At 73.2% G+C, this 19,265-nt stretch carries 16 protein-coding genes; 10 read left to right on the top strand and 6 right to left on the bottom strand.

Translation table 11 applies throughout. The features are described from left to right. The first annotated feature begins 180 nt into the window (after positions 1-180). From pruA to ACFVNO_RS30470, 3 genes are all read left to right on the top strand, one after another. Positions 181-1,806: an L-glutamate gamma-semialdehyde dehydrogenase gene (gene pruA, locus ACFVNO_RS30480; RefSeq protein WP_355258696.1), complete on the top strand. Its 1,626-nt coding sequence runs from the start codon at positions 181-183 to the stop codon at positions 1,804-1,806. A 143-nt stretch (positions 1,807-1,949) separates the two neighbouring features. After that, positions 1,950-2,876, top strand: a complete 927-nt coding sequence (locus ACFVNO_RS30475) for a proline dehydrogenase family protein (RefSeq protein WP_355258693.1) — start codon at positions 1,950-1,952, stop codon at positions 2,874-2,876. Positions 2,877-3,072: 196 nt separating this feature from the next. Next, positions 3,073-4,023: a Bax inhibitor-1/YccA family protein gene (locus ACFVNO_RS30470; RefSeq protein ID WP_355258690.1), complete on the top strand. Its 951-nt coding sequence runs from the start codon at positions 3,073-3,075 to the stop codon at positions 4,021-4,023. A gap of 101 nt (positions 4,024-4,124) precedes the next feature. On the opposite strand, the gene ACFVNO_RS30465 is transcribed toward ACFVNO_RS30470, so the two are convergent. The 3 genes from ACFVNO_RS30465 to ACFVNO_RS30455 form a co-directional block, all read right to left on the bottom strand. Next, positions 4,125-4,394, bottom strand: coding sequence for a DUF4287 domain-containing protein (locus ACFVNO_RS30465; protein ID WP_355258687.1), 270 nt, complete (start codon positions 4,392-4,394; stop codon positions 4,125-4,127). Positions 4,395-4,668: 274 nt separating this feature from the next. Beyond that, complete coding sequence (locus ACFVNO_RS30460) at positions 4,669-5,889, bottom strand: acetyl-CoA C-acetyltransferase (RefSeq protein WP_355258684.1); 1,221 nt, start codon at positions 5,887-5,889, stop codon at positions 4,669-4,671. Positions 5,890-6,021: 132 nt separating this feature from the next. Beyond that, positions 6,022-7,068 carry an SGNH/GDSL hydrolase family protein gene (locus ACFVNO_RS30455; protein WP_355258681.1) on the bottom strand — a complete coding sequence of 349 codons (1,047 nt, stop codon included), beginning with the start codon at positions 7,066-7,068 and terminating at the stop codon, positions 6,022-6,024. A gap of 324 nt (positions 7,069-7,392) precedes the next feature. Here ACFVNO_RS30455 and ACFVNO_RS30450 point away from each other — a divergent pair, with 324 nt between their 5' ends. From ACFVNO_RS30450 to ACFVNO_RS30440, 3 genes are all read left to right on the top strand, one after another. Further along, positions 7,393-8,769: a cystathionine beta-synthase gene (locus ACFVNO_RS30450; RefSeq protein ID WP_355258678.1), complete on the top strand. Its 1,377-nt coding sequence runs from the start codon at positions 7,393-7,395 to the stop codon at positions 8,767-8,769. A gap of 138 nt (positions 8,770-8,907) precedes the next feature. Next, the gene (locus tag ACFVNO_RS30445; RefSeq protein WP_220563256.1) at positions 8,908-9,648 is read left to right on the top strand and encodes an acyltransferase; all 741 of its coding nucleotides are present in this window, start codon (positions 8,908-8,910) and stop codon (positions 9,646-9,648) included. A gap of 238 nt (positions 9,649-9,886) precedes the next feature. Beyond that, positions 9,887-11,032 (top strand): cystathionine gamma-synthase, encoded by a 1,146-nt coding sequence (locus ACFVNO_RS30440; protein WP_220563255.1) that lies wholly within the window; start codon positions 9,887-9,889, stop codon positions 11,030-11,032. Positions 11,033-11,212: 180 nt separating this feature from the next. Here ACFVNO_RS30440 and ACFVNO_RS30435 read toward each other — a convergent pair whose 3' ends face one another. Continuing rightward, positions 11,213-11,482: a hypothetical protein gene (locus ACFVNO_RS30435; protein ID WP_355258672.1), complete on the bottom strand. Its 270-nt coding sequence runs from the start codon at positions 11,480-11,482 to the stop codon at positions 11,213-11,215. 294 nt (positions 11,483-11,776) lie between these two features. Here ACFVNO_RS30435 and ACFVNO_RS30430 point away from each other — a divergent pair, with 294 nt between their 5' ends. Next, a complete protein-coding gene (locus ACFVNO_RS30430) occupies positions 11,777-12,505 on the top strand; it encodes a GntR family transcriptional regulator (protein ID WP_220563253.1) in 729 nt (242 codons plus the stop codon). Positions 12,506-12,682: 177 nt separating this feature from the next. Further along, positions 12,683-13,495, top strand: a complete 813-nt coding sequence (locus ACFVNO_RS30425; RefSeq protein WP_355258669.1) for a GntR family transcriptional regulator — start codon at positions 12,683-12,685, stop codon at positions 13,493-13,495. A 30-nt stretch (positions 13,496-13,525) separates the two neighbouring features. On the opposite strand, the gene ACFVNO_RS30420 is transcribed toward ACFVNO_RS30425, so the two are convergent. Both ACFVNO_RS30420 and ACFVNO_RS30415 read right to left on the bottom strand, forming a co-directional pair. Then, the gene (locus ACFVNO_RS30420) at positions 13,526-14,647 is read right to left on the bottom strand and encodes a hypothetical protein (RefSeq protein ID WP_378897830.1); all 1,122 of its coding nucleotides are present in this window, start codon (positions 14,645-14,647) and stop codon (positions 13,526-13,528) included. A 47-nt stretch (positions 14,648-14,694) separates the two neighbouring features. Continuing rightward, positions 14,695-16,110, bottom strand: coding sequence for a sigma 54-interacting transcriptional regulator (locus ACFVNO_RS30415; RefSeq protein WP_355258663.1), 1,416 nt, complete (start codon positions 16,108-16,110; stop codon positions 14,695-14,697). 144 nt (positions 16,111-16,254) lie between these two features. Between ACFVNO_RS30415 and ACFVNO_RS30410 the strand changes: the two genes are divergently transcribed. Further along, positions 16,255-17,406 carry an FIST N-terminal domain-containing protein gene (locus ACFVNO_RS30410; protein WP_355258660.1) on the top strand — a complete coding sequence of 384 codons (1,152 nt, stop codon included), beginning with the start codon at positions 16,255-16,257 and terminating at the stop codon, positions 17,404-17,406. Positions 17,407-17,549: 143 nt separating this feature from the next. Further along, a complete protein-coding gene (locus ACFVNO_RS30405; RefSeq protein WP_378897826.1) occupies positions 17,550-18,956 on the top strand; it encodes a hypothetical protein in 1,407 nt (468 codons plus the stop codon). Positions 18,957-19,265 lie beyond the last annotated feature (309 nt).

Below are 19,265 nucleotides of genomic sequence, written 5' to 3'. Positions count from 1 at the left end.
GCGGGCAGGACGCCGCGAAACGGGACGGTGGTGGACCTTCGGGTTTCATTTTGTCCTAGAGGACAAACAGGTCGGGCAAAGAGTGGCCCGCTCCACAAGGTTCGCACGGTCCTGTTCTGGGAGCGTTGGATGAGACAGCCCCTGCTCTGTTCAGGGATAAGACTTCCAGGGAGGTGCCCCATGGACGCCGTGACCAACGTCCCGCTGCCGGTGAACGAGCCCGTTCTCTCGTACGCGCCCGGCAGCGCCGAGCGCACGGAGCTCGTCGCCGAGCTCGAGAGGCTCGGCAAGGAGCGCATCGACCTGCCGATGCGCATCGGCGGCGAGAGCCGCATGGGCGGCGGCGAGCCGATCGACGTCGTGCAGCCGCACAACCACGCCGCCGTGCTGGGCACCATGCGCAACGCCACCCACCAGGACGCCCGCGACGCCATCGCCGCCGCCAAGGCCGCCGCCCCGGCCTGGCGCGCGATGTCCTTCGACGACCGCGCCGCCATCCTGCTGCGCGCCGCCGAGCTGCTCTCCGGCCCCTGGCGCGCCACCATCAACGCCGCCACCATGCTCGGCCAGTCCAAGACGGCCCAGCAGGCGGAGATCGACGCGGCCTGCGAGCTCATCGACTTCTGGCGCTTCAACGTCGCCTACGCCCGCGAGCTGATCGCCCAGCAGCCGCTGAGCGTCAAGGGCGTGTGGAACCGCATGGAGCAGCGGCCGCTGGAGGGGTTCGTCTACGCGATCACCCCGTTCAACTTCACCGCCATCGCGGGCAACCTGCCCACCGCCCCGGCCCTGATGGGCAACGTGGTCGTGTGGAAGCCCTCCCCGACGCAGCAGTTCGCCGCCGAGCTGACCATGCGCCTGCTGGAGGAGGCCGGGATGCCCCCCGGCGTCATCAACATGGTCACCGGTGACGGCCTGGCCGTCTCCGACGTCGCCCTCAACGACCCGGAGCTGGCCGGTGTGCACTTCACCGGCTCCACCCGCACCTTCCAGCACCTGTGGAAGACCGTCGGCGAGAACATCTCCTCCTACCGCTCCTACCCGCGCATCGTGGGCGAGACCGGCGGCAAGGACTTCATCGTCGCCCACCACACCGCGGACCCGGAGATCCTGCGCACCGCCATCGTGCGCGGCGCCTTCGAGTACCAGGGCCAGAAGTGCTCGGCCGCCTCGCGCGTGTTCGTGGCCCGCTCGGTCTGGGAGAAGATGGGCGACGCCCTCATCGCCGAGACCGAGGCCCTGACCATGGGCGACGTCACCGACCTGTCGAACTTCATGGGCGCCGTCATCGACCGCCGCTCCTTCGACAAGCTGGCCAAGGTCCTGGAGGACGCCAAGTCCGACCCGACCCTGGAGATCGTCGCGGGCGGCACCGCCGACGACTCGGTGGGCTACTTCGTGCGCCCGACCATCATCGTGGGCACGGACCCGTCCAACGACGTGTTCCGCACCGAGTACTTCGGCCCGGTCGTCGCCGTCCACGTCTACGAGGACGACCGCTACAGCGAGATCCTCAAGGTCGTCGACGAGGGCTCGGCCTACGCGCTGACCGGCGCGGTCATCGCCAACGACCGCACCGCGGTCGCCGAGGCGGAGGAGGCCCTGCGCTTCACCGCGGGCAACTTCTACATCAACGACCGGCCGACCGGCTCCATCGTGGGCCAGCAGCCCTTCGGCGGCGGCCGCGCCTCGGGCACCAACGACAAGGCCGGGTCCGCGCAGAACCTGTCGCGCTGGTCCAGCCCGCGCTCCATCAAGGAGACGTTCGTCGCCCCGACGACCTCCTCCTACCCCCACCAGGGGTAGCACCCGGGTTCCGCACCCCTCCCGTCCTGAGGGGTGCGGACTCCCCGCCCCCCGAAGCACCGCCGGCGCGGCCGGGCCGCCCCCCGGCCGCGCCCCGCCCGCGCGCGACACGACCGTCCGCGCTCGTCTCCTTCGAGGTCACCATGCTCCGCAAGCCTCTGCTGCTCGCCGCCAGGTCCACCGCCTGCCGCCGGATCGTCGAGCGCACTCCCGTCACCCGTGCCATGGTCCACCGGTTCGTCGCCGGCGAGGACCTGGGCACCGCACTGCCCGCCGTCGAGCGCCTGGCCGGCGACCGCCTCGTCACGCTGGACTTCCTCGGCGAGGACACCAAGGACCGCTCCCAGGCCGAGGGCACCGTCCTGGCCTACGAGGACCTGCTGGCGGCCCTGGGCGAGGCCGGGCTGGGCGACCGCGCCGAGGTGTCGGTCAAGCTGTCCGCCGTCGGCCAGTTCCTGGACCGCGACGGCGAGAAGATCGCCCTGGAGAACGCCCGGCGCATCGCCGAGGCGGCCAAGGCCATCGGCACCACGGTCACCCTGGACATGGAGGACCACACCACCACCGACTCCACCCTGGGCATCCTGCGCGAACTGCGCGAGGACTTCCCGTTCGTGGGCGCGGTGCTCCAGGCCTACCTGCGCCGCACCGAGGCCGACTGCCGCGACCTGAGCGGCGCGGGCTCCCGGGTGCGCCTGTGCAAGGGCGCCTACGACGAGCCCGAGTCGGTGGCCTTCCGCGACAAGCACGAGGTCGACAAGGCCTACGTGCGGGCCCTGCGCATCCTGATGGAGGGCGAGGGCTACCCGATGGTCGCCTCGCACGACCCGCGGATGATCGCCATCGCCGGGGAGCTGGCCGCCGCCAACGGCCGCGGCGCGGACGACTACGAGTACCAGATGCTGTACGGCATCCGCGAGGAGGAGCAGGTCCGCCTCGCCGCCGAGGGCAAGCGCATGCGCGTCTACGTCCCCTACGGCACCGAGTGGTACGGCTACTACATGCGCCGCCTGGCCGAGCGCCCCGCGAACGTGCTGTTCCTGGCGCGTGCGCTGGTCACGCGCAACTAGTTCCACACTGGTCCCACCTGGGACGACGGGGGCACGGGCCGGGGTCGAGACCCCGGCCCGTCATCGTGTTCGCCCGGGGTTCACGCGCCCCGCCCGGAGCCGTTTCCCAACGGTGACCTGCGCGCCGGAACCCCGCCGGAGTCCGGTGCGTTACCTTGTGGGCAGCAATCCACGGTTTCGAAAGGTCTTCCTGGACATGCGGATGCGCAGTTCCAACCCCGTTCTCAAGCGGGCGCTCCAGCAGGCCGGCCCGGCAGGGTACGGCCAGCAGCAGGGTCACCCCCAGCAGGGGTACGGACAGCCGTACCCGCAGCAGGGCTACCCCCAGCAGGGCTACGGCCAGCAGGGTTACGGCCAGCCCTACCCCCAGCAGGGCTACCCGCAGCAGGGTTACCCCCAGCAGGGCTACCCGGGCGGCCCCGCCCAGGGCCACGGCGAAGCCCGGATGACCATCGACGACGTCGTGGTGCGCACGGGCATGACGCTCGGCGTCGTGGCGCTCACGGCCGTCGTCAACTACTTCGTCTTCCAGGCCAACCCGGGCCTGGGCCTGGGCCTGTGGATCGTCGGCATCATCGGCGCCCTCGTCCTCGGCCTGGTCATCGCGTTCACGAGCAGCACCAACCCGGTGGCCATCCTGGCCTACGCGGCCTTCGAGGGCCTGCTCGTCGGCGGTCTGACGGCCTACCTGGCCGCCCTGCTGGTGGGCACCACCGGCGACGCGGGTGCCGGAGGCACCCTCATCACCCAGGCGGTACTGGGCACGGTCCTGGTCTTCGGCGTGATGCTGGCGCTGTACAAGTTCCGCGTCATCAAGGTCACCGACGGCTTCGCCAAGGTGGTCATGTACGCCACCCTGGGCGCCGCGGCCCTGATGCTGGTCAACTTCGTCGCGAGCTTCTTCATCAGCGGCGGCATCGGCATCCGCGAGCCCAGCCCGCTGGGCCTGGTCGTCGGCCTGGTCTTCATCGTCATCGCGGCCTGCACCCTGGCCCTGGAGTTCCGGGGCATCGAGGAGGGCATCAACGCCGGTATCCCGGCCAAGTTCGCCTGGCAGTTCGCCTTCGGCCTGACCGTCTCCCTGGTCTGGCTCTACATCGAGATCCTGCGCCTGCTCTGGATCATCAAGACGATCTTCGCCGAGTAGCCGACGGCGACCGTTCGTCCGCAGTACGGAGAAGGGCCGTTCCGGCAGTGCCGGGACGGCCCTTCGCCCGTTCGTGGAGCGGGTGCGGTCCGGGGCCGGCCTCAGGCCGACTCCGTGCTCCGCTCGCCCGCGCGGCGCGGTGCGGGGATGGAGCGGTTGCGTCGTCGTCGGTCGTATTCGGTGACGAGGGCCTGGGCGTACCACGGGGGCAGCCCGTACTCGTCGGCGAGCCAGTTGGCCCGGTCGGAGCAGCGGAGCAGGCCCGGTCCCTGGTCGAGGGCGTCGAACCACTCGTGGAGTCCGCGGCCGGTGACGGCCGGGATGCGTTCGATGAGCTTGGCGTGGACTTCCGGCGAGTGGGTTACCGGCATGGGCACCTCCGGCAGTGCGTTGGCGTTTGACGCTTACCTGCGACACTGCATCAGGATCACGGTATGGACAAGCCCCGGACACCGGCTTTTACCTTGCGCGTGCGGGAACGTTTGCCAAGGTGCCCTGGACGACCGTTACCGCCGGTGCTAAGCGGTCCCCGCACGTGTTCCGGAGTCGCCTCGGGCGGCGGGGCGAAAGTCCGGAAAACGCGGAGAGGTGCGGAAAAGCAGGAGGGGCCGGAGCGCGCGCCCCGGCCCCCTGTACGGGAGCGGGTCAGCTCAGGCGCTCGAAGACGGCCGCCATGCCCTGGCCGCCGCCGACGCACATGGTCTCCAGGCCGAAGGTCTTGTCGTGGAACCGGAGCCCGTTGATCAGCGTGCCGGTGATGCGGGCGCCGGTGCTGCCGAACGGGTGGCCGACCGCGATGCCGCCGCCGTTGACGTTCAGCTGCGCGTCGATGTCCACGCCCAGCTGGTCGGCGGAGGGCAGGACCTGGGCGGCGAACGCCTCGTTGATCTCGACCAGGTCGATGTCGCCGATCGCCATGTTGGCGCGGGCCAGGGCCTGCTTGGAGGCCTCGACCGGGCCCAGGCCCATGATCTCCGGGCTCAGGCCGGTGACGCCGGTGGACACGATGCGGGCCAGCGGGGTCAGGCCCAGCTGCGCGGCCTTGGTGTCGCTCATGATGACCAGCGCCGAGGCGCCGTCGTTGAGCGGGCAGGCGTTTCCCGCGGTGACGGTGCCGTCGGGGCGGAACACCGGCTGGAGCTGGGAGACCTTCTCGTAGGTGGTGCCGCGGCGGATGCCGTCGTCGGTGGTGACCACGGTGCCGTCGGGCAGGGTGATCGGGACGATCTCGCGCTCCCAGAAGCCGTTGTCCAGGGACTTCTCGGCGAGGTTCTGCGAGCGGACGGCGAACTCGTCCTGGCGCTGCCGGGAGACACCGGTGATCTGGGCGACGTTCTCGGCGGTCTGGCCCATCGCGATGTAGACGTCCGGCAGGGCGCCGTCCTCGCGCGGGTCGGTCCAGGCGGCGGTGCCGGCCTGGGCGCGCTTCTCGGTGCGGGCCTTGGCGTCGGCGAACAGCGGGTTCTCGTTCTGCGGGTTGTCGCTGCTGCCGTTGGCGAAGCGGCTCACGGCCTCCACGCCGGCGGAGATGAACACGTCGCCCTCGCCGGCCCGGATCGCGTGCAGGGCCATCCGGGTGGTCTGCAGCGAGGAGGAGCAGTAGCGGGTGATGGTGGTGCCGGGCACCGTGTCCAGGCCGAGCTGGACGGCGACCACGCGGGCCATGTTGAAGCCCTGCTCGCCGCCGGGCAGCCCGCAGCCGAGCATGAGGTCGTCGATCGAGGACGGGTCCAGCTGCGGGACCTTGGCCAGGGCGGCGCCGATGACCTGGGCGGCGAGGTCGTCGGGGCGGATGTCCTTGAGCGAACCCTTGAAGGCGCGCCCGATCGGGGAACGGGCGGTGGCGACGATGACTGCTTCGGGCATGGCGGCGTCCCTATCGGAGTGGAGCTACAGGTGTGCGACCGGCGTGGTGCCGGACGCGGCAGATCTTGTTACCAGTCAGTAAACCCGGAGGTCGCCCTCCCGCGCCACCCGGGGTCGTCCTTGTCCGTGATCTCACCGATCCCCGGGTTCGGGCCGCGGGGCCTCGGCGGGCGCCCCCGCGTCCGCGGGGACCCGCGCCCGGTCGGCGGAGGGGCCCCGCAGGCCGGCCAGCGGCCGGCGGACCAGGGCCGACCAGCGGCCCCGCCGCCCCTGCGCGGGGTCGCCGGCGGCGGACACCTCGGTGCCGGGGTTCTCCGCGGCGACCACGGCGGCCCGGTCCACCGGCAGGATGCCCGCGGTCGGCAGCGCGTCCGGTTCCGGGAGCAGCCCCAGCGCCGTGCACACCGACGGCAGCACCGCGAACGCCGCCTGGGCGTAGCCGCGCGCCGAAGGGTGGAACCGGTCGGGGCCGAACATGAGCGAGGGGTCGGCCCGGAACTCGTCGGCCAGCAGGTCGCTCAAGGAGACCGTGCGGCCGCCCGCCTCGGTGACGGCGATGGTCTGGGCGGCCGCCAGCTGGCGCGAGGCCCGCCGCGCCACCGAGCGCAGCGGCCACCCGATGGGGCGCACCGTGCCCAGGTCCGGGCAGGTCGCCACCACCACCGCCGTCCCCCGGTCCGTCAGGCTCCGCACGACGTCGCGCAGGTCGGACACCGCGTCGCTGGGCCGCACCCGGCGGATGACGTCGTTGGCGCCGATGAACACCACCGCCACGTCGTAGCGGGTGCCCTCGGCCAGCGCCCCGGACCGCTCCGCCTGCCCGGCCAGGGTGGCCGAGGTGGCGCCCGGGAACGCGGTGCAGCGCAGCCGCACCGGCCGGTCGGCGGCGTTGGACAGGCCGGTCGCCAGCAGCACCGAGGGGGTCTGGGCCGCGGTCTGGACGGCGAACCCCGCCGCGGTGGAGTCGCCCATCATGAGCATGCGGATCGGCGGCCCCTCGCCCTGGCCGTGCAGCCCGTTGACGACGGGCCTCTCCCACTCGGTGACCCCCACCGCCCGGCGGGCCAGCCGGGCCTGGAGGTAGAGGAGGGCCAGCGTTCCCGCGCCCACCAGGGTGAGCCCGCCGCCACCGAACGCGGTGGCCGCGGCTATCCGCCGTGCGCGTGCGGCTCGCAGCATCGGGACGACCTCCGCGGCGTCGGGCCTCCGACCCGCGCCCCTGCGCGGCGGGCCGGTCGGACCATCGAGGCTACCGGCGGGGGGAGGCCTGGTCACGTACCCCGGCGGAACAGCGTCCGAACCCCGGGGTGAGCACGGTCGAACCCGGGGGCCACGGCCCTGTCCGGACCGGGACCGGCCGAGCGCGCGGAACCCGCTGATGGGGGCGTTAGAGTCGGGTGGGAACGGGCCGGACCGGCCCTGTGGCCCCCGGGCCTGCGCCATCGGGGGCGCGAGTCGAACGGCGGGCCGGAACCCGGTCGCCACGATGCAAGGGAGCATGAAGTGCGGGTATACGACTCACTGATCGACCTGGTGGGGAACACCCCGCTCGTCCGGCTGCGGAAGGTGACCGAGGGCCTGGGGCCGAACGCCCCCACGGTGGTGGCCAAGGTCGAGTACTTCAACCCGGGCGGCTCGGTGAAGGACCGCATCGCCCTGCGCATGGTCGAGGCCGCCGAGAAGAGCGGCGAGCTCAGGCCGGGCGGCACCATCGTGGAGCCGACCTCCGGCAACACCGGCATCGGCCTGGCGATGGTCGCCCAGGAGAAGGGCTACCGCTGCGTCTTCGTCTGCCCGGACAAAGTGGGCCCGGACAAGCTCTCGGTGCTGCGCGCCTACGGGGCCGAGGTCGTGGTGTGCCCGACCACGGTCGCCCCCGAGCACCCGGAGTCGTACTACTCGGTCTCGGACCGGCTGGCCCGGGAGATCCCCGGCGCGTGGAAGCCGAACCAGTACGAGAACACGAACAACCCGGAGTCGCACTACCACTCCACCGGTCCGGAGATCTGGGAGCAGACCGAGGGCCGGATCACGCACTTCGTGGCGGGCATCGGCACCGGCGGCACCATCAGCGGCACCGGCCGCTACCTCAAGGAGGTCTCCAAGGGGGCGGTGAAGATCGTGGGCGCCGACCCGGAGGGCTCGGTGTACTCGGGCGGCTCGGGCCGCCCGTACCTGGTGGAGGGCGTCGGCGAGGACATCTGGCCGGGCACCTACGACACCGGGATCTGCGACGAGATCGTGGCGGTCAGCGACAAGGACTCGTTCCTGATGACGCGCCGCCTGGCCCGCGAGGAGGCCCTGCTGGTGGGCGGCTCCTGCGGCCTGGCCGTGGAGGCGGCGCTGCGGGTGGCCCGCGACGCCGGGCCCGACGACGTGATCGTGGTGCTGCTGCCCGACGGCGGGCGCGGCTACCTGGGCAAGATCTTCAACGACGAGTGGATGTCCGACTACGGCTTCCTGTCCGCCGACACGGAGGGGGCCACCGCGGGCGAGGTGCTGGCCGCCAAGGGCGGGGAGCTGCCCGACTTCGTGCACACGCACCCGGAGGAGACCGTCGGCACGGCGGTCGCGATCATGCGCGAGTACGGGGTCTCCCAGCTGCCGGTCATGAAGGAGGAGCCGCCGGTGATGGCGGCCGAGGTGGTGGGCTCCCTCGCCGAGCGCGACGTCCTGGACGCCCTGTTCGACGGCCGGGCGCAGCTGGACGACCGGGTGGAGGCGCACATGGGCCGCCCGCTGGCCACGGTGGGCACCGGCACGCCGGTGGCCGACTGCGTGCGGCTGCTGCGCACGTCGGGCGCCCTGGTGGTGCTGCGCGACGGCAAGCCCGTGGGCATTCTCACCCGGCAGGACCTGCTGGCCCACCTGTCGAACTGACGGGCCGGACACGGCACCGCGGGCCCGGACCGCGCTCGGAACCGAGCGTTGTTCGGGCCCCGGTGCGAACGGAACGGACATCGGGGCGCATACTCGAACACTGCTAATGTTCGCGGCGAGGCTACTGGCAGGTAACACATGGGAGCTCGCGTGTCGCGGCTGTTGTCCTGGATCATCCGTTCGCTCTGGTCGTACGCGCGCGGTCACGCGGAGATCCGCTCCGGTTCCCGTGCCGCGCGCAGGTTCGCGCGTTTCGGCGACGGCTCCGCCATCGCCTTCCCCACGGCCACGCTCTACGGCGAGCCCTGGATCGAGATCGGCGCCTTCACGGTGCTGGGCGGGGACATGACCCTGGCCGCCGGGATGGGCCCCGACTACGACCTGGGCCCGGGCACGGTCGTGCGGATCGGCTCGGGGTGCGCCATCGGGCGCGGCTCCCACATCGTCGCCCACAAGTCGATCGACATCGGCGACCACGTGTACACCGGCCCCTACGTGTACATCACCGACCAGAACCACTCCTACGCCAACACCGAGATCCCGGTCGGCCTCCAGTGGCCGGTCGACGACCCGGTGAGCATCGGCGCGGGCACCTGGATCGGCGCGAACGCGGTGATCCTGCCCGGCGTCCACCTGGGCCGCAACTGCGTGGTGGCGGCCGGGACGGTCGTGCGGCCGGGCACCTACCCCGACCACGCGGTCGTCGCGGGCGTCCCGGGCAGGGTCGTGCGCACCTACGAGCCCGAGCTGGGCTGGCGTCCGCCGCTGCGCGACACGGGCACGCCCACCCGCGTGCCCACCCCCGCCGCCGGGCCGCTGCCCGGCGCCCCGGAGGAGCCCCCGCAGCCGGGCACCCCCACCCGCTTCCCGCCGGTCTGACCCCCGGCTCCGGGCCGTGTCCCGGTCCGTCCCGGGGGCGATCGGTCGGCCGGGGTGCCGTTCGCGCAGGAGAAGGGGCCGGGGAGACCGGTCCGATCCCGGTTCCGGGCCGCGGTCCACCGCTGGCCCGGGTCGCGGTCCGGCCCGGGGCGACCGGTCGGCCGGGACGCCGTTCGCGCAGGAAGAGGGGCTGGGGAAAACGGGTCCGGGCGGGTCCGCGGGCACTATCGTGGTGCCCATGAAGTTCGACGGATTCGAGACGCTGGCCATCCACGCGGGCCAAGAGCCCGACGCGGGCACCGGGGCCGTGGTGGTGCCGATCTACCAGACCAGCACCTACGCCCAGGACGGCGTGGGCGGGCTGCGCCGGGGCTACGAGTACTCCCGCACCGGCAACCCCACCCGGGCCGCCCTGGAGGAGTGCCTGGCCGCACTGGAGGACGGCGTGCGCGGCCTGGCGTTCGCCTCCGGCATGGCGGCCGAGGACACCCTGCTGCGCACGGTGCTGTCCCCGGGCGACCACATCATCATCCCGGGCGACGCCTACGGCGGCACCTTCCGCCTGGTCTCCAAGGTGGTCGAGCGCTGGGGGGTCTCCTGGGACGCGGTCGACCAGACCGACACCGAGGCGGTGCGGGCGGCGGTGCGCCCGGAGACCAAGGTGATCTGGACCGAGACGCCCACCAACCCGCTGCTCAACATCACCGACATCGAGACGGTCGCGCAGATCGCCCACGACGCCGGGGCGATCCACGTCGTGGACAACACGTTCGCCTCGTCCTACCTGCAGCGGCCGCTGACCCTGGGCGCGGACGTCGTCGTCCACTCGACCACCAAGTACCTGGGCGGGCACTCCGACGTCGTCGGCGGCGCGCTCGTGGTGGCCGACGCCGAACTGGGCGAGCGGCTGGCATTCCACCAGAACACCATGGGAGCTATTCCGGGGCCCTTCGATTCCTGGCTGACCCTGCGCGGGGTCAAGACCCTGGGCGTGCGGATGGACCGGCACAGCGCCAACGCCGAGAAGGTCGTGGCCGCGCTGGAGGGCCACCCGGCGGTGCGCAAGGTCTTCTACCCGGGTCTGGAGGGGCACCCGGGGCACAAGATCGCGGAGCGGCAGATGCGGTCCTTCGGTGGGATGGTCTCCTTCGCTCTGCGCGACGGGGAGAAGGCTGCTCTGAGGGTGTGCGAGCGTACGCAGGTCTTCACCCTGGGCGAGTCCCTGGGCGGGGTGGAGTCCCTGATCGAGCACCCGGGGCGGATGACGCACGCCTCCACCGCGGGCTCCCCGCTGGAGGTCCCGGCGGATCTGGTCCGGATCTCCGTGGGCATCGAGTCGGCTGACGACCTGGTGGCCGACCTGCTGCAGGCTCTGGAGGGCTGAGGCGCCGGCGGGCCCCTTCGGGGGTCCGCCCGCCGTATCCGCAGCGCCCGAGGTCCTGCCGCGCGGGCTCCTCGGCGACTCTGCCGGGCCCGGCGCGGCGCTCCTGCTCTGTCGACGGGGGTGGGCTGCAACGGGGTGGGCACTCCGTTGTGCCGTGCGGGGTGCTCCTGCCACCCCGGGCTAGACCGTGGTGGGCGTACGGTCTCGCTCGGGGGCGGGTCGGGGAGCGGGGACCCGGGGGGTGTTCCCGCGCTGGGCGGGGTTGGCGAAGTGCAGGCCGACGACCAGGCTGCCGGTGCGGGAGAGGGCGCTGTTGTCGTCCTCCTCTCGCAGGGAGCGGTAGCCCCCCTTGCCGTCCTGGCGGCGGATGCCGATCGAGACGGCGAGGAAGAACCCGGCCGCCAGGGCCAGGAGGAGGCCGCCTACGGCGATGATGACGCTTGCGAACATGGGCTGTTCTCCGTTTGGGTCCGAGCTGTTCCTTATCGGTCGAGAGTGCCGCCACCCGGGGGGTGGGGCCCGGCACCGCGGGTGCGGTGTCCGTCTGCGGGCGGTTGGTGACCGGTCCTGGGGCCTCGATCGTCGCTTTTCCGTATGACCAACTGGCAGCGCCACCGTGTACTAAGGGTGGCCTTCATCTATGATGGGTTCAACAGAACCGGGCGGACTCGTTTGCTTGGTGTACCGATCACCTTGTTGGTACAAGTGAAGTTGTTCTAGTGCTACCCCCTTGAGGGCTGACTTATGCGGGCAGAAAGCAGATATCGACAGATCGCCCGGGCGCTGCGGCGGGAGATCAGGGAGGGGAGCCTGCCCCTCGGCGGGCAGCTGCCCTCGGAGAAGCAGCTCGAAGAGCGTTTCAGCGCCTCCCGCAACACCGTCAGGCTGGCGCTGGGCATGCTCCGCAACCAGGGGCTGATCGTCAGCCGCCCCGGCCGCGGCCACTTCGTGCAGGACGTCGTCCCCGAGACCTTCCACGCCAACCGCTCCAAGGGCGCCGACGGGTTCAACGAGTCCAACATGGCCGGGCAGACCCTGGAGGAGCTCCAGCTCCTCAGCGCCAACGCCGACCTCGCCAGCCGGCTGCGCGTCCCCGAGGGCGACATGACGGTGGTCCGGCGCATGTACCGCTTCTCCGGTGAGATCTCCGGGTCCATCAGCTCGGCGTTCTACCCGATGGACCTGGTCCAGGGGACGCCGCTCATGCTGCCCGAGGACGTGGAGAGCGGCCTGTCGGTCATGGCCGAACACGGCCACCGGCAGGTCGGGTTCGTGGACGAGCTGGAGACCCGGATGCCCAGCCCCAGCGAGGCCGCCCAGCTGGAGCTGCCCCCCGGGGTGCCGGTGCTGTGGGTCCACCGCACCGACCTCTCCGAGGAGCGGCCGATCCGGGTGGTCGAGACCGTCTACGCCGGTCACAGCATCCGCTACCAGTACGAGCACGGTGACATCAGTGCCTACCACCGCGACTGACCCGCGCGCCCGGCGGGCGCCCGCCGCTCCGGGGCGGGCGTTCCGGTGGTACGCGGGCCCCTTCGCGGGGGAGAACCCGGGACGGGGTCCGTCCGTTGACGGGGAAAGGCCGCCCGCTCCGCGCAGGCGGCCCCCCGCGGCCGACGGCGGCCGGGCGGACGGGACGTAAGGACACGCATGAGCACGTCGAAGAAGACGGTGGTCGCCGATCACCTGCGCGAGGCCCTCTCCCGCGGCGACTTCAAACCGGGCGAGCGGCTACCGGGCGAGGAGGAGCTCGCCGAGCAGTTCGGCGTCTCCCGGGCCACCGCCCGGCTGGGCATGCGCATCCTCCAGGACGAGGGGGTCATCGACATCCAGGCGGGGCGCGGCGCGTTCGTCGCCGACCACCGGCCCATCGTCCACCTGGCCACCCCGGTCTCCGGCGGCACCGACTCCGAGCGCTTCGAGGACGGCTACCAGCCGCACCTGCGCGAGGCCGGGTACGACCTGATCGAGCAGCAGATCAAGGTCAGCCTCGACACCATGCGGCCGCGGGTGGCCAAGCGCCTGCGCTGGGGCGGCGAGGAGCAGGGGCCCAACGGCGGCCTGGTGGTCATCCGCTCCTGCGACCGGTTCGTCGAGGGCGGCCTCTGGCAGTCCCAGGTCACCTTCTTCCCCTTCACCATCGCCAGCAACACCCCCCTCATGTCCCCCCAGCACCTGGAGCAGGGCGTCACCTCCGTGCTGCGCGACCTGGGGTACCGGGAGGAGTGGAACTGGGACATCGTGGGCGCCCGCATGCCGTCCCAGGACGAGGCGGACTCCTTCAACCTGGGCCCGGGCATCCCGCTGCTCGTCCACGAGCGGGTCGTCTACGACGGCGACCGCCCGTTGCGGTTCACCGAGACGATCATGCCCGCCAACCGCCACCAGCTGCTGTACTCCGGCGGCGACGCTCCGGAGGAACTGCTGCTCATGGCCTCGGACGTCAACATCTTCGAGCGCTGAAACGCACGTGCAGAAGCATGTGAGCCCGGCTCATGCACGCGGCCACGGCCGCCCGCCGAGGTAGGAGTCGAGCAGCAGGGGCGCCAGGGCCTCCGCGTCGGCGGCGACCGCGTCCACGCCGCGCCGCCGCACCACCAGGTCGCGGAAGGCTCGCAGCCGCGGGTCGTCGGAGAGCAGGAAGAACGTCACCCGCGCCCCCTCCCGCACCGCGGCGTCCAGCTCGGCGACCGTCACCTCCGCGGTGCGCGGGCTCGCCGGCCAGGAGAACCGGGCGTCGCCGTCCTCTCCCAGGTGGGCGGTGGGCTCCCCGTCGGTGACCACCAGGACGCGGTGGGCCAGGCCGGGGTGGCGCCTGCGGTACCCGCGCGCCAGCCGCAGCGCGTGGTGCAGGTTGGTGCCGGGGACCCGGCCCCACAGGTGGGCGACCAGCTCGGCGGGATCCGTCTCGCGGGCGGTCTCGCCGAACCCCACCCACTGCACCCGGTCACCGGGGTGGCGGCGCACCAGGGCGTCCAGCGCCAGCGCGGTGCGCACAGCGGCCTCGTGCAGGGATCGCGCCGCCATCGAGTGGGACAGGTCCACCAGCAGCGACACCGCCCACCCGGAGGACGGCTCGGTCTGCGCCGACCGCAGGTCCCGTGCCCGCAGCGCGGCGGTGTCGGCGGGGTCGGCGGCCCGGCGCAGCATCGCCCGGCGCATGCTGGCCACCGCGTCCAGCGGCCGGTCCGCCCGGTAGGGGACGTCGCGGCCGGTCGGGTCGGTGCCCGGATCGCCCCGCAGCCCGCCCCGGTGCGGACCCGGGCGGGGGGCGGCGCGCGCCTCGCCCAGCGCCACCTCGGCCAGCCGCCGCAGCTCGCGCGGGCTCAGCCCGTGGTCGGCGCGGTCCAGCCGGTCCCACAGCTCACGGGCCCCGGGCCCCAGGGCGCGGCCCAGCAGGGCTCCGGGGGAGTCCAGGGCGTTCAGGGCCGACCGGTCGCCCTCCGCGTAGCGGGCCACCGCCTTCTCCACGGCTCCCACGCCGTCGTCGGCGCCGGGGGCCTGCGCGATCAGGTCGAGCAGGGCGCGGGCGGCCCCGACGGCCTCCTCGGGCGGCGGGTCGGGTTCGGCCAGGGGGTCGGGGCCTCCCATGTACTCCCGGTACCGGAACCTCACAACCACTACCTCCAGGGGTGCGCGACGACCCGTTATGTTCCCGGCTTTCAGAACCGGTAGACCCCTCCGTCGGCAACGATGTCCTTGGACAGGCGTCGTTCCAGGTAGAGGCCCTCCAGCGCGAACTCCACCACCGCCGCGGCCAGCCCGGGGGAGGCCGGGCCGTCCTCGTCCTCGGGTGCGGCGGCCGCGATCATCGCCGCCAGCCCGGGCACCGCCCCGATCCGGCGCAGCAGCTCGGCCGCCCCCACCAGGTCGCCGCTCTCCACCGTGCCGCCCGCGGCGAACCGGTCGGCCAGCGGGGCCAGGTCCACGTCCCCCAGCCGGGCGCGGAAGGTGTCGGAGACGGCCCGGCGCAGCAACCCGAGCAGGATCGCCTCGCCGTCCTCCTCGTGGCCCATCGCGAACTCCACCTTGCCCAGCAGCGAGGGCACGGCGGAGGCCAGGTCGCACACCCGGGCCACCGGGACCTCCTCCCCGGCCAGCGCGGACCTGCGCAGGGCGGAGGCCGCAACCGTCTCCACCGCGGCGACCGCGAACCGGACCGACACGCCGGAGCGGGGGTCGACCTTGCGGGAGCCGCGGGCCAGCCTCGTGAACCGGGCGACGGCCTCCCACAGGTGCCCGGGGACCACGGTGCCGCCGGGCACCGACGCCTCCTGGCGCAGCACCGCCCGCTCGTCGTCCAGGGTCGGCGGGTAGTGGGTGCGCACCTGGGCGCCGAACCGGTCCTTGAGCGGGGTGACGATCCGCCCCCGGTCGGTGTAGTCGTCGGGGTTGGCGCTGGCCAGCAGCAGCAGGTCCAGCGGCAGGCGCAGCGCGTACCCGCGGATCTGGAGGTCGCGCTCCTCCAGCACGTTGAACAGCGCCACCTGGGCGCGGGCGGGCAGGTCGGGCAGCTCGTTGACGCAGAACACGCCGCGGTTGGCGCGCGGCACCAGGCCGTAGTGGACGGTCTCGGGGTCCCCCAGGGAGCGGCCCTCGGCCAGGCGGGCCGGGTCGATGTCGCCGATCAGCTCGGCGGTGCCGGTGTCGGGGGTGGCGAGCTTCTCCCCGTAGCGCTCGGAGCGGTGGCGCCACACCACCGGCAGGTCGCCGCCCTCCGCGGCGGCCCGCCGCAGGCAGGAGGGGCACACCGGGGCGTAGGGGTGATCGTTCACGGAACACCCGGCGACCGCCGGGGACCACTCGTCCAACAGGCCGGCGACGGCGCGGATGAGCCGGGTCTTGCCCTGGCCCCGCTCGCCGAGCAGGACGACGTCGTGCCCGGCCAGCAGGGCCTTCTCCAGGGCGGGCAGCACGGTGGCGTCGAACCCGTGCGTCCCCGGGAAGCGCGGGCGGCCGGAGGCCATGCGGGACAGCAGGTTCGCGCGGATCTCGGCGGCCACCGTGCGGTGCTCGTGGCCGGACGCGCGCAGTCCGGCCAGGGTCCCGGGCAGTGCGGGGGGAGGCGGAGGTGTCACCCTCCAGAACCTACTCCGTCGGACGGCGGCCGATGGCGGCCGAGGCCGGTCCCGGCCGGGCTCCGCAGCGGGCTCAGGGTGGGACAATGACGGAGTGTGGCACCCGCGTCGGGCGGGTCCGGTGACGAGTGAGGGGTCCAGCCGGTGGCTCGGTTCGGCGATGCACTGACGACCGGGGCGGACCTGGTGAACGCGGCCGAACGCGCGGCGCTCACCGCCCTGGCCCGTCTCGACGGTCCGGCCGACCTGGTGTGCTTCTTCGTCTGCGGCGCCGACACCGAGGAGGTCTCGCTGGCCGGGACCCGCGTGATGGAGCTGGCGGGCGCCGCGCTCACCCTGGGGTGCAGCGCCGTCGGGGTCATCGGCGGCGGCCGCGCGGTGGAGGGCCAGGGGTCGGTCAGCGTGTGGTGCGCCCGGCTGCCGGGGGTGGAGCTCACCCCGTTCCGGCTGGACACGGTGGTGGAGGGCGAGCGGCTCACCGTCGTGGGCATGCGCGAGCCGGGTCCGCGCGACCGGGCCGCCCTGCTGCTGGTCAACCCCTACGAGTTCCCGGCGCGCGAGTTCGTGCGCGAGTCCACCCGGGCGCTGGGCGGGCTGCCGCTGGTGGGCGGTATGGCCGAGGGCATGCTCGGCGAGGGGTCGGTCCGGCTGTTCTGCGACGGCTCGGTGGCCGAGAACGGCGCGGTGGGCCTGCTCATCGGCGGTGAGGGCGTGCTGGGCACCGTGGTGAGCCAGGGCTGCCGCCCGATCGGGCCGGCGATGACGGTCACCGCGGCGCACGACAACGTGGTCGAGGAACTGGCCGGGGAGTCCGCCTACACCCGCCTGGAGGCGGTGCTGGAGACGCTCTCGGACGAGGACCGGGACCTGGCGGAGCACGGGCTGCAGCTGGGCATCGCCATGGACGAGTACGCCGACCACCACGAGCAGGGCGACTTCCTCATCCGCTCGCTGACCGGCGCCGACGCCGGGGCGGGGACGCTGGTCGTCGACGAGTCGGTCGAGGTCGGGCAGACGGTCCGCTTCCAGATACGCGACGCCGGGACCGCGGACGAGGACCTGGCCCTGCGGCTGGCCGACTTCGGCGAGCGCCACCGGGTGGGGGCGGGGCTGCTGTTCTCGTGCAACGGACGCGGTGCCGCCCTGTTCCCGCACGCCGACCACGACGTGCTGGCGGTGCGCCGGGTGCTGGGCGCGGAGGCGGTGGCGGGGTTCTTCGCGGCGGGGGAGATCGGCCCGGTCGGCGGGGTCAACCACCTGCACGCGTTCACGGCCTGCCTGCTGGCCTTCGCCTGAGCGGGCGCCGCCCCGCCGCGAACCGGACCTTTACCGCCGTATCACCGACACCCGACACGAGTTCCTTGAGTGTGCGCATACCGGGGCGCTTACTAAGAGTGCACTATTTATTCACTCTGTGTGATCAAGGCGAAAGGTTCGTCATGCCCGGGTGCGCACCCACTTCGATCCGCATGCGCGGCAGGCGCTGGGCGGTGGCGGGGGCCCTGGTCCTGCTGCTCCCGGTCGGCCCCCGGCCCGCCTTCGCGGAGACCGGCTGGCTCCCCCAGGACCTGGGGTCCGCCGACCGCATCGGCCTGGTCCTGGCCTCCGGAACGCTGCGCCTGGACGGGGCGGCCGAGCCCCCGGCCTCCCTGCGCCGCGAGCGCGGGGCCCCGGCCACCGGCCTGGCGACCTTCCCCGAGCAGGCCCTGGAACGGCCCACCGACACCGTCGACGTGCGGGTGGGCTCCTCCGGCGACCCCGAGGACGTGCTGGCCGAGGTGCGCGGCGTCCGCGCCGACGGCATGTGGACCGAGTGGTACCCTGCCCCCGACCGCGGCGGCCGCATCACGCTGGACGCCGACGTCTCCCGGGTGCAGCTGCGGGTGGGCATCGACGGCGCCGACACCGCCGTCACCGGACTGGGCGTGCGCCCGCTGGAGGGCACCGGGGACATCCCGGCCGGCCTGCCCGACGACCCCTCGCCCGAGGCCGCGCCCCGGCCCGAGGGCGACGGGGGACCCGACGGCGGCGGGGAGCCCGACGGGGACGGCGGCGACCCGACCGGGGACGGGGACGGGGCCGGGGTCGGTGACGACATCCCCGAGCGCCCGTTCTCCGCGCGGCTCTTCGCCACCCGCATCGGCCTGGTCGGGGAGACCACCGCCAACGGGCACACCGTCCGCGCGAACGACCACTTCGTGGCCCTGCCCTCCCGGCGCGGGCTGGCCACCCGGGGCGGCGGCGAGTACACCGTCCGGGTGTGCACCACCGGCGCCCTGGGCCCGGAGGGCAAGGGCGACACCGAGGGCCACGAGGCCCGCTGCGCCTACCTGCCCGTCTGGGACGTGGGCCCGTGGAACATCACCGACGACCACTGGAACGCCGACCGCCAGTCCTGGCGCGACCTCGACCGGGGCCGCCCGCAGGCCCAGGCGGCCTACTCCGAGGGGCACAACGGCGGCCTGGACGGGTTCGGCCGCCGGGTGCGCAACCCGGCCGGGATCGACCTGGCCGACGGCGCGTTCAACGACGGGCTCCGGCTGCCGACCAACGGCTGGGTGCAGGTCGACTACCTGTGGACCGGCGAGTACCGCCACCGCGTCGAGGTCACCGCGCCCGCCGGGGGCGGGCCGGTCGAGGTGCGCGGCGGCGCGGGCCCGGAGCACCCCGCCGTCGGCACGGCCGCCCACAGCGCGAACATCGACGTCGTCTGCCAGGAGGCCGGGGCCCGGGTCACCGGCCCGCAGGGCACCGGCGACGCCTGGTACCGGATCGGCGAGGGCCACTACATCCCGGCGGTGTACGCCGAAGGCGGCGCCGACGCACCCGTCTGCGCCTCTTTTTGAACCTCCGCTGCGCTTCGGTTCGTGCTCGGCGCCCCCTGAGGGCGGGAACCTTCGGCCCTGCGTCGACATCCTCGCCCGCCCGTCGCCCACCACCACCCTCAACGGATGGCCTACGGCCACAGGCCTTCCTCGAGGACGTCTCCTCCGGGCCTCCAGAACCCCGCCGGGCGCCTCACGAACCCCCGGTGGCACAGGAGAGCAGCTGGGAACAGGTCCTAGATCGTTGATGGGAAATCCCTGAACCCGCTGCGCGCATGGCGAAGGGCGTCGAGGATCAGAGTGTGACCAATGACCTTGACGCCCTTCTGA

The organism is Nocardiopsis sp. NPDC057823 (assembly GCF_042797335.1).
Taxonomy (GTDB): Bacteria; Actinomycetota; Actinomycetes; order Streptosporangiales; family Streptosporangiaceae; genus Nocardiopsis; species Nocardiopsis changdeensis.
The sequence above is the reverse complement of the archived record's forward strand: the minus strand, read 5'-3'. Positions and strand labels throughout refer to the sequence as shown.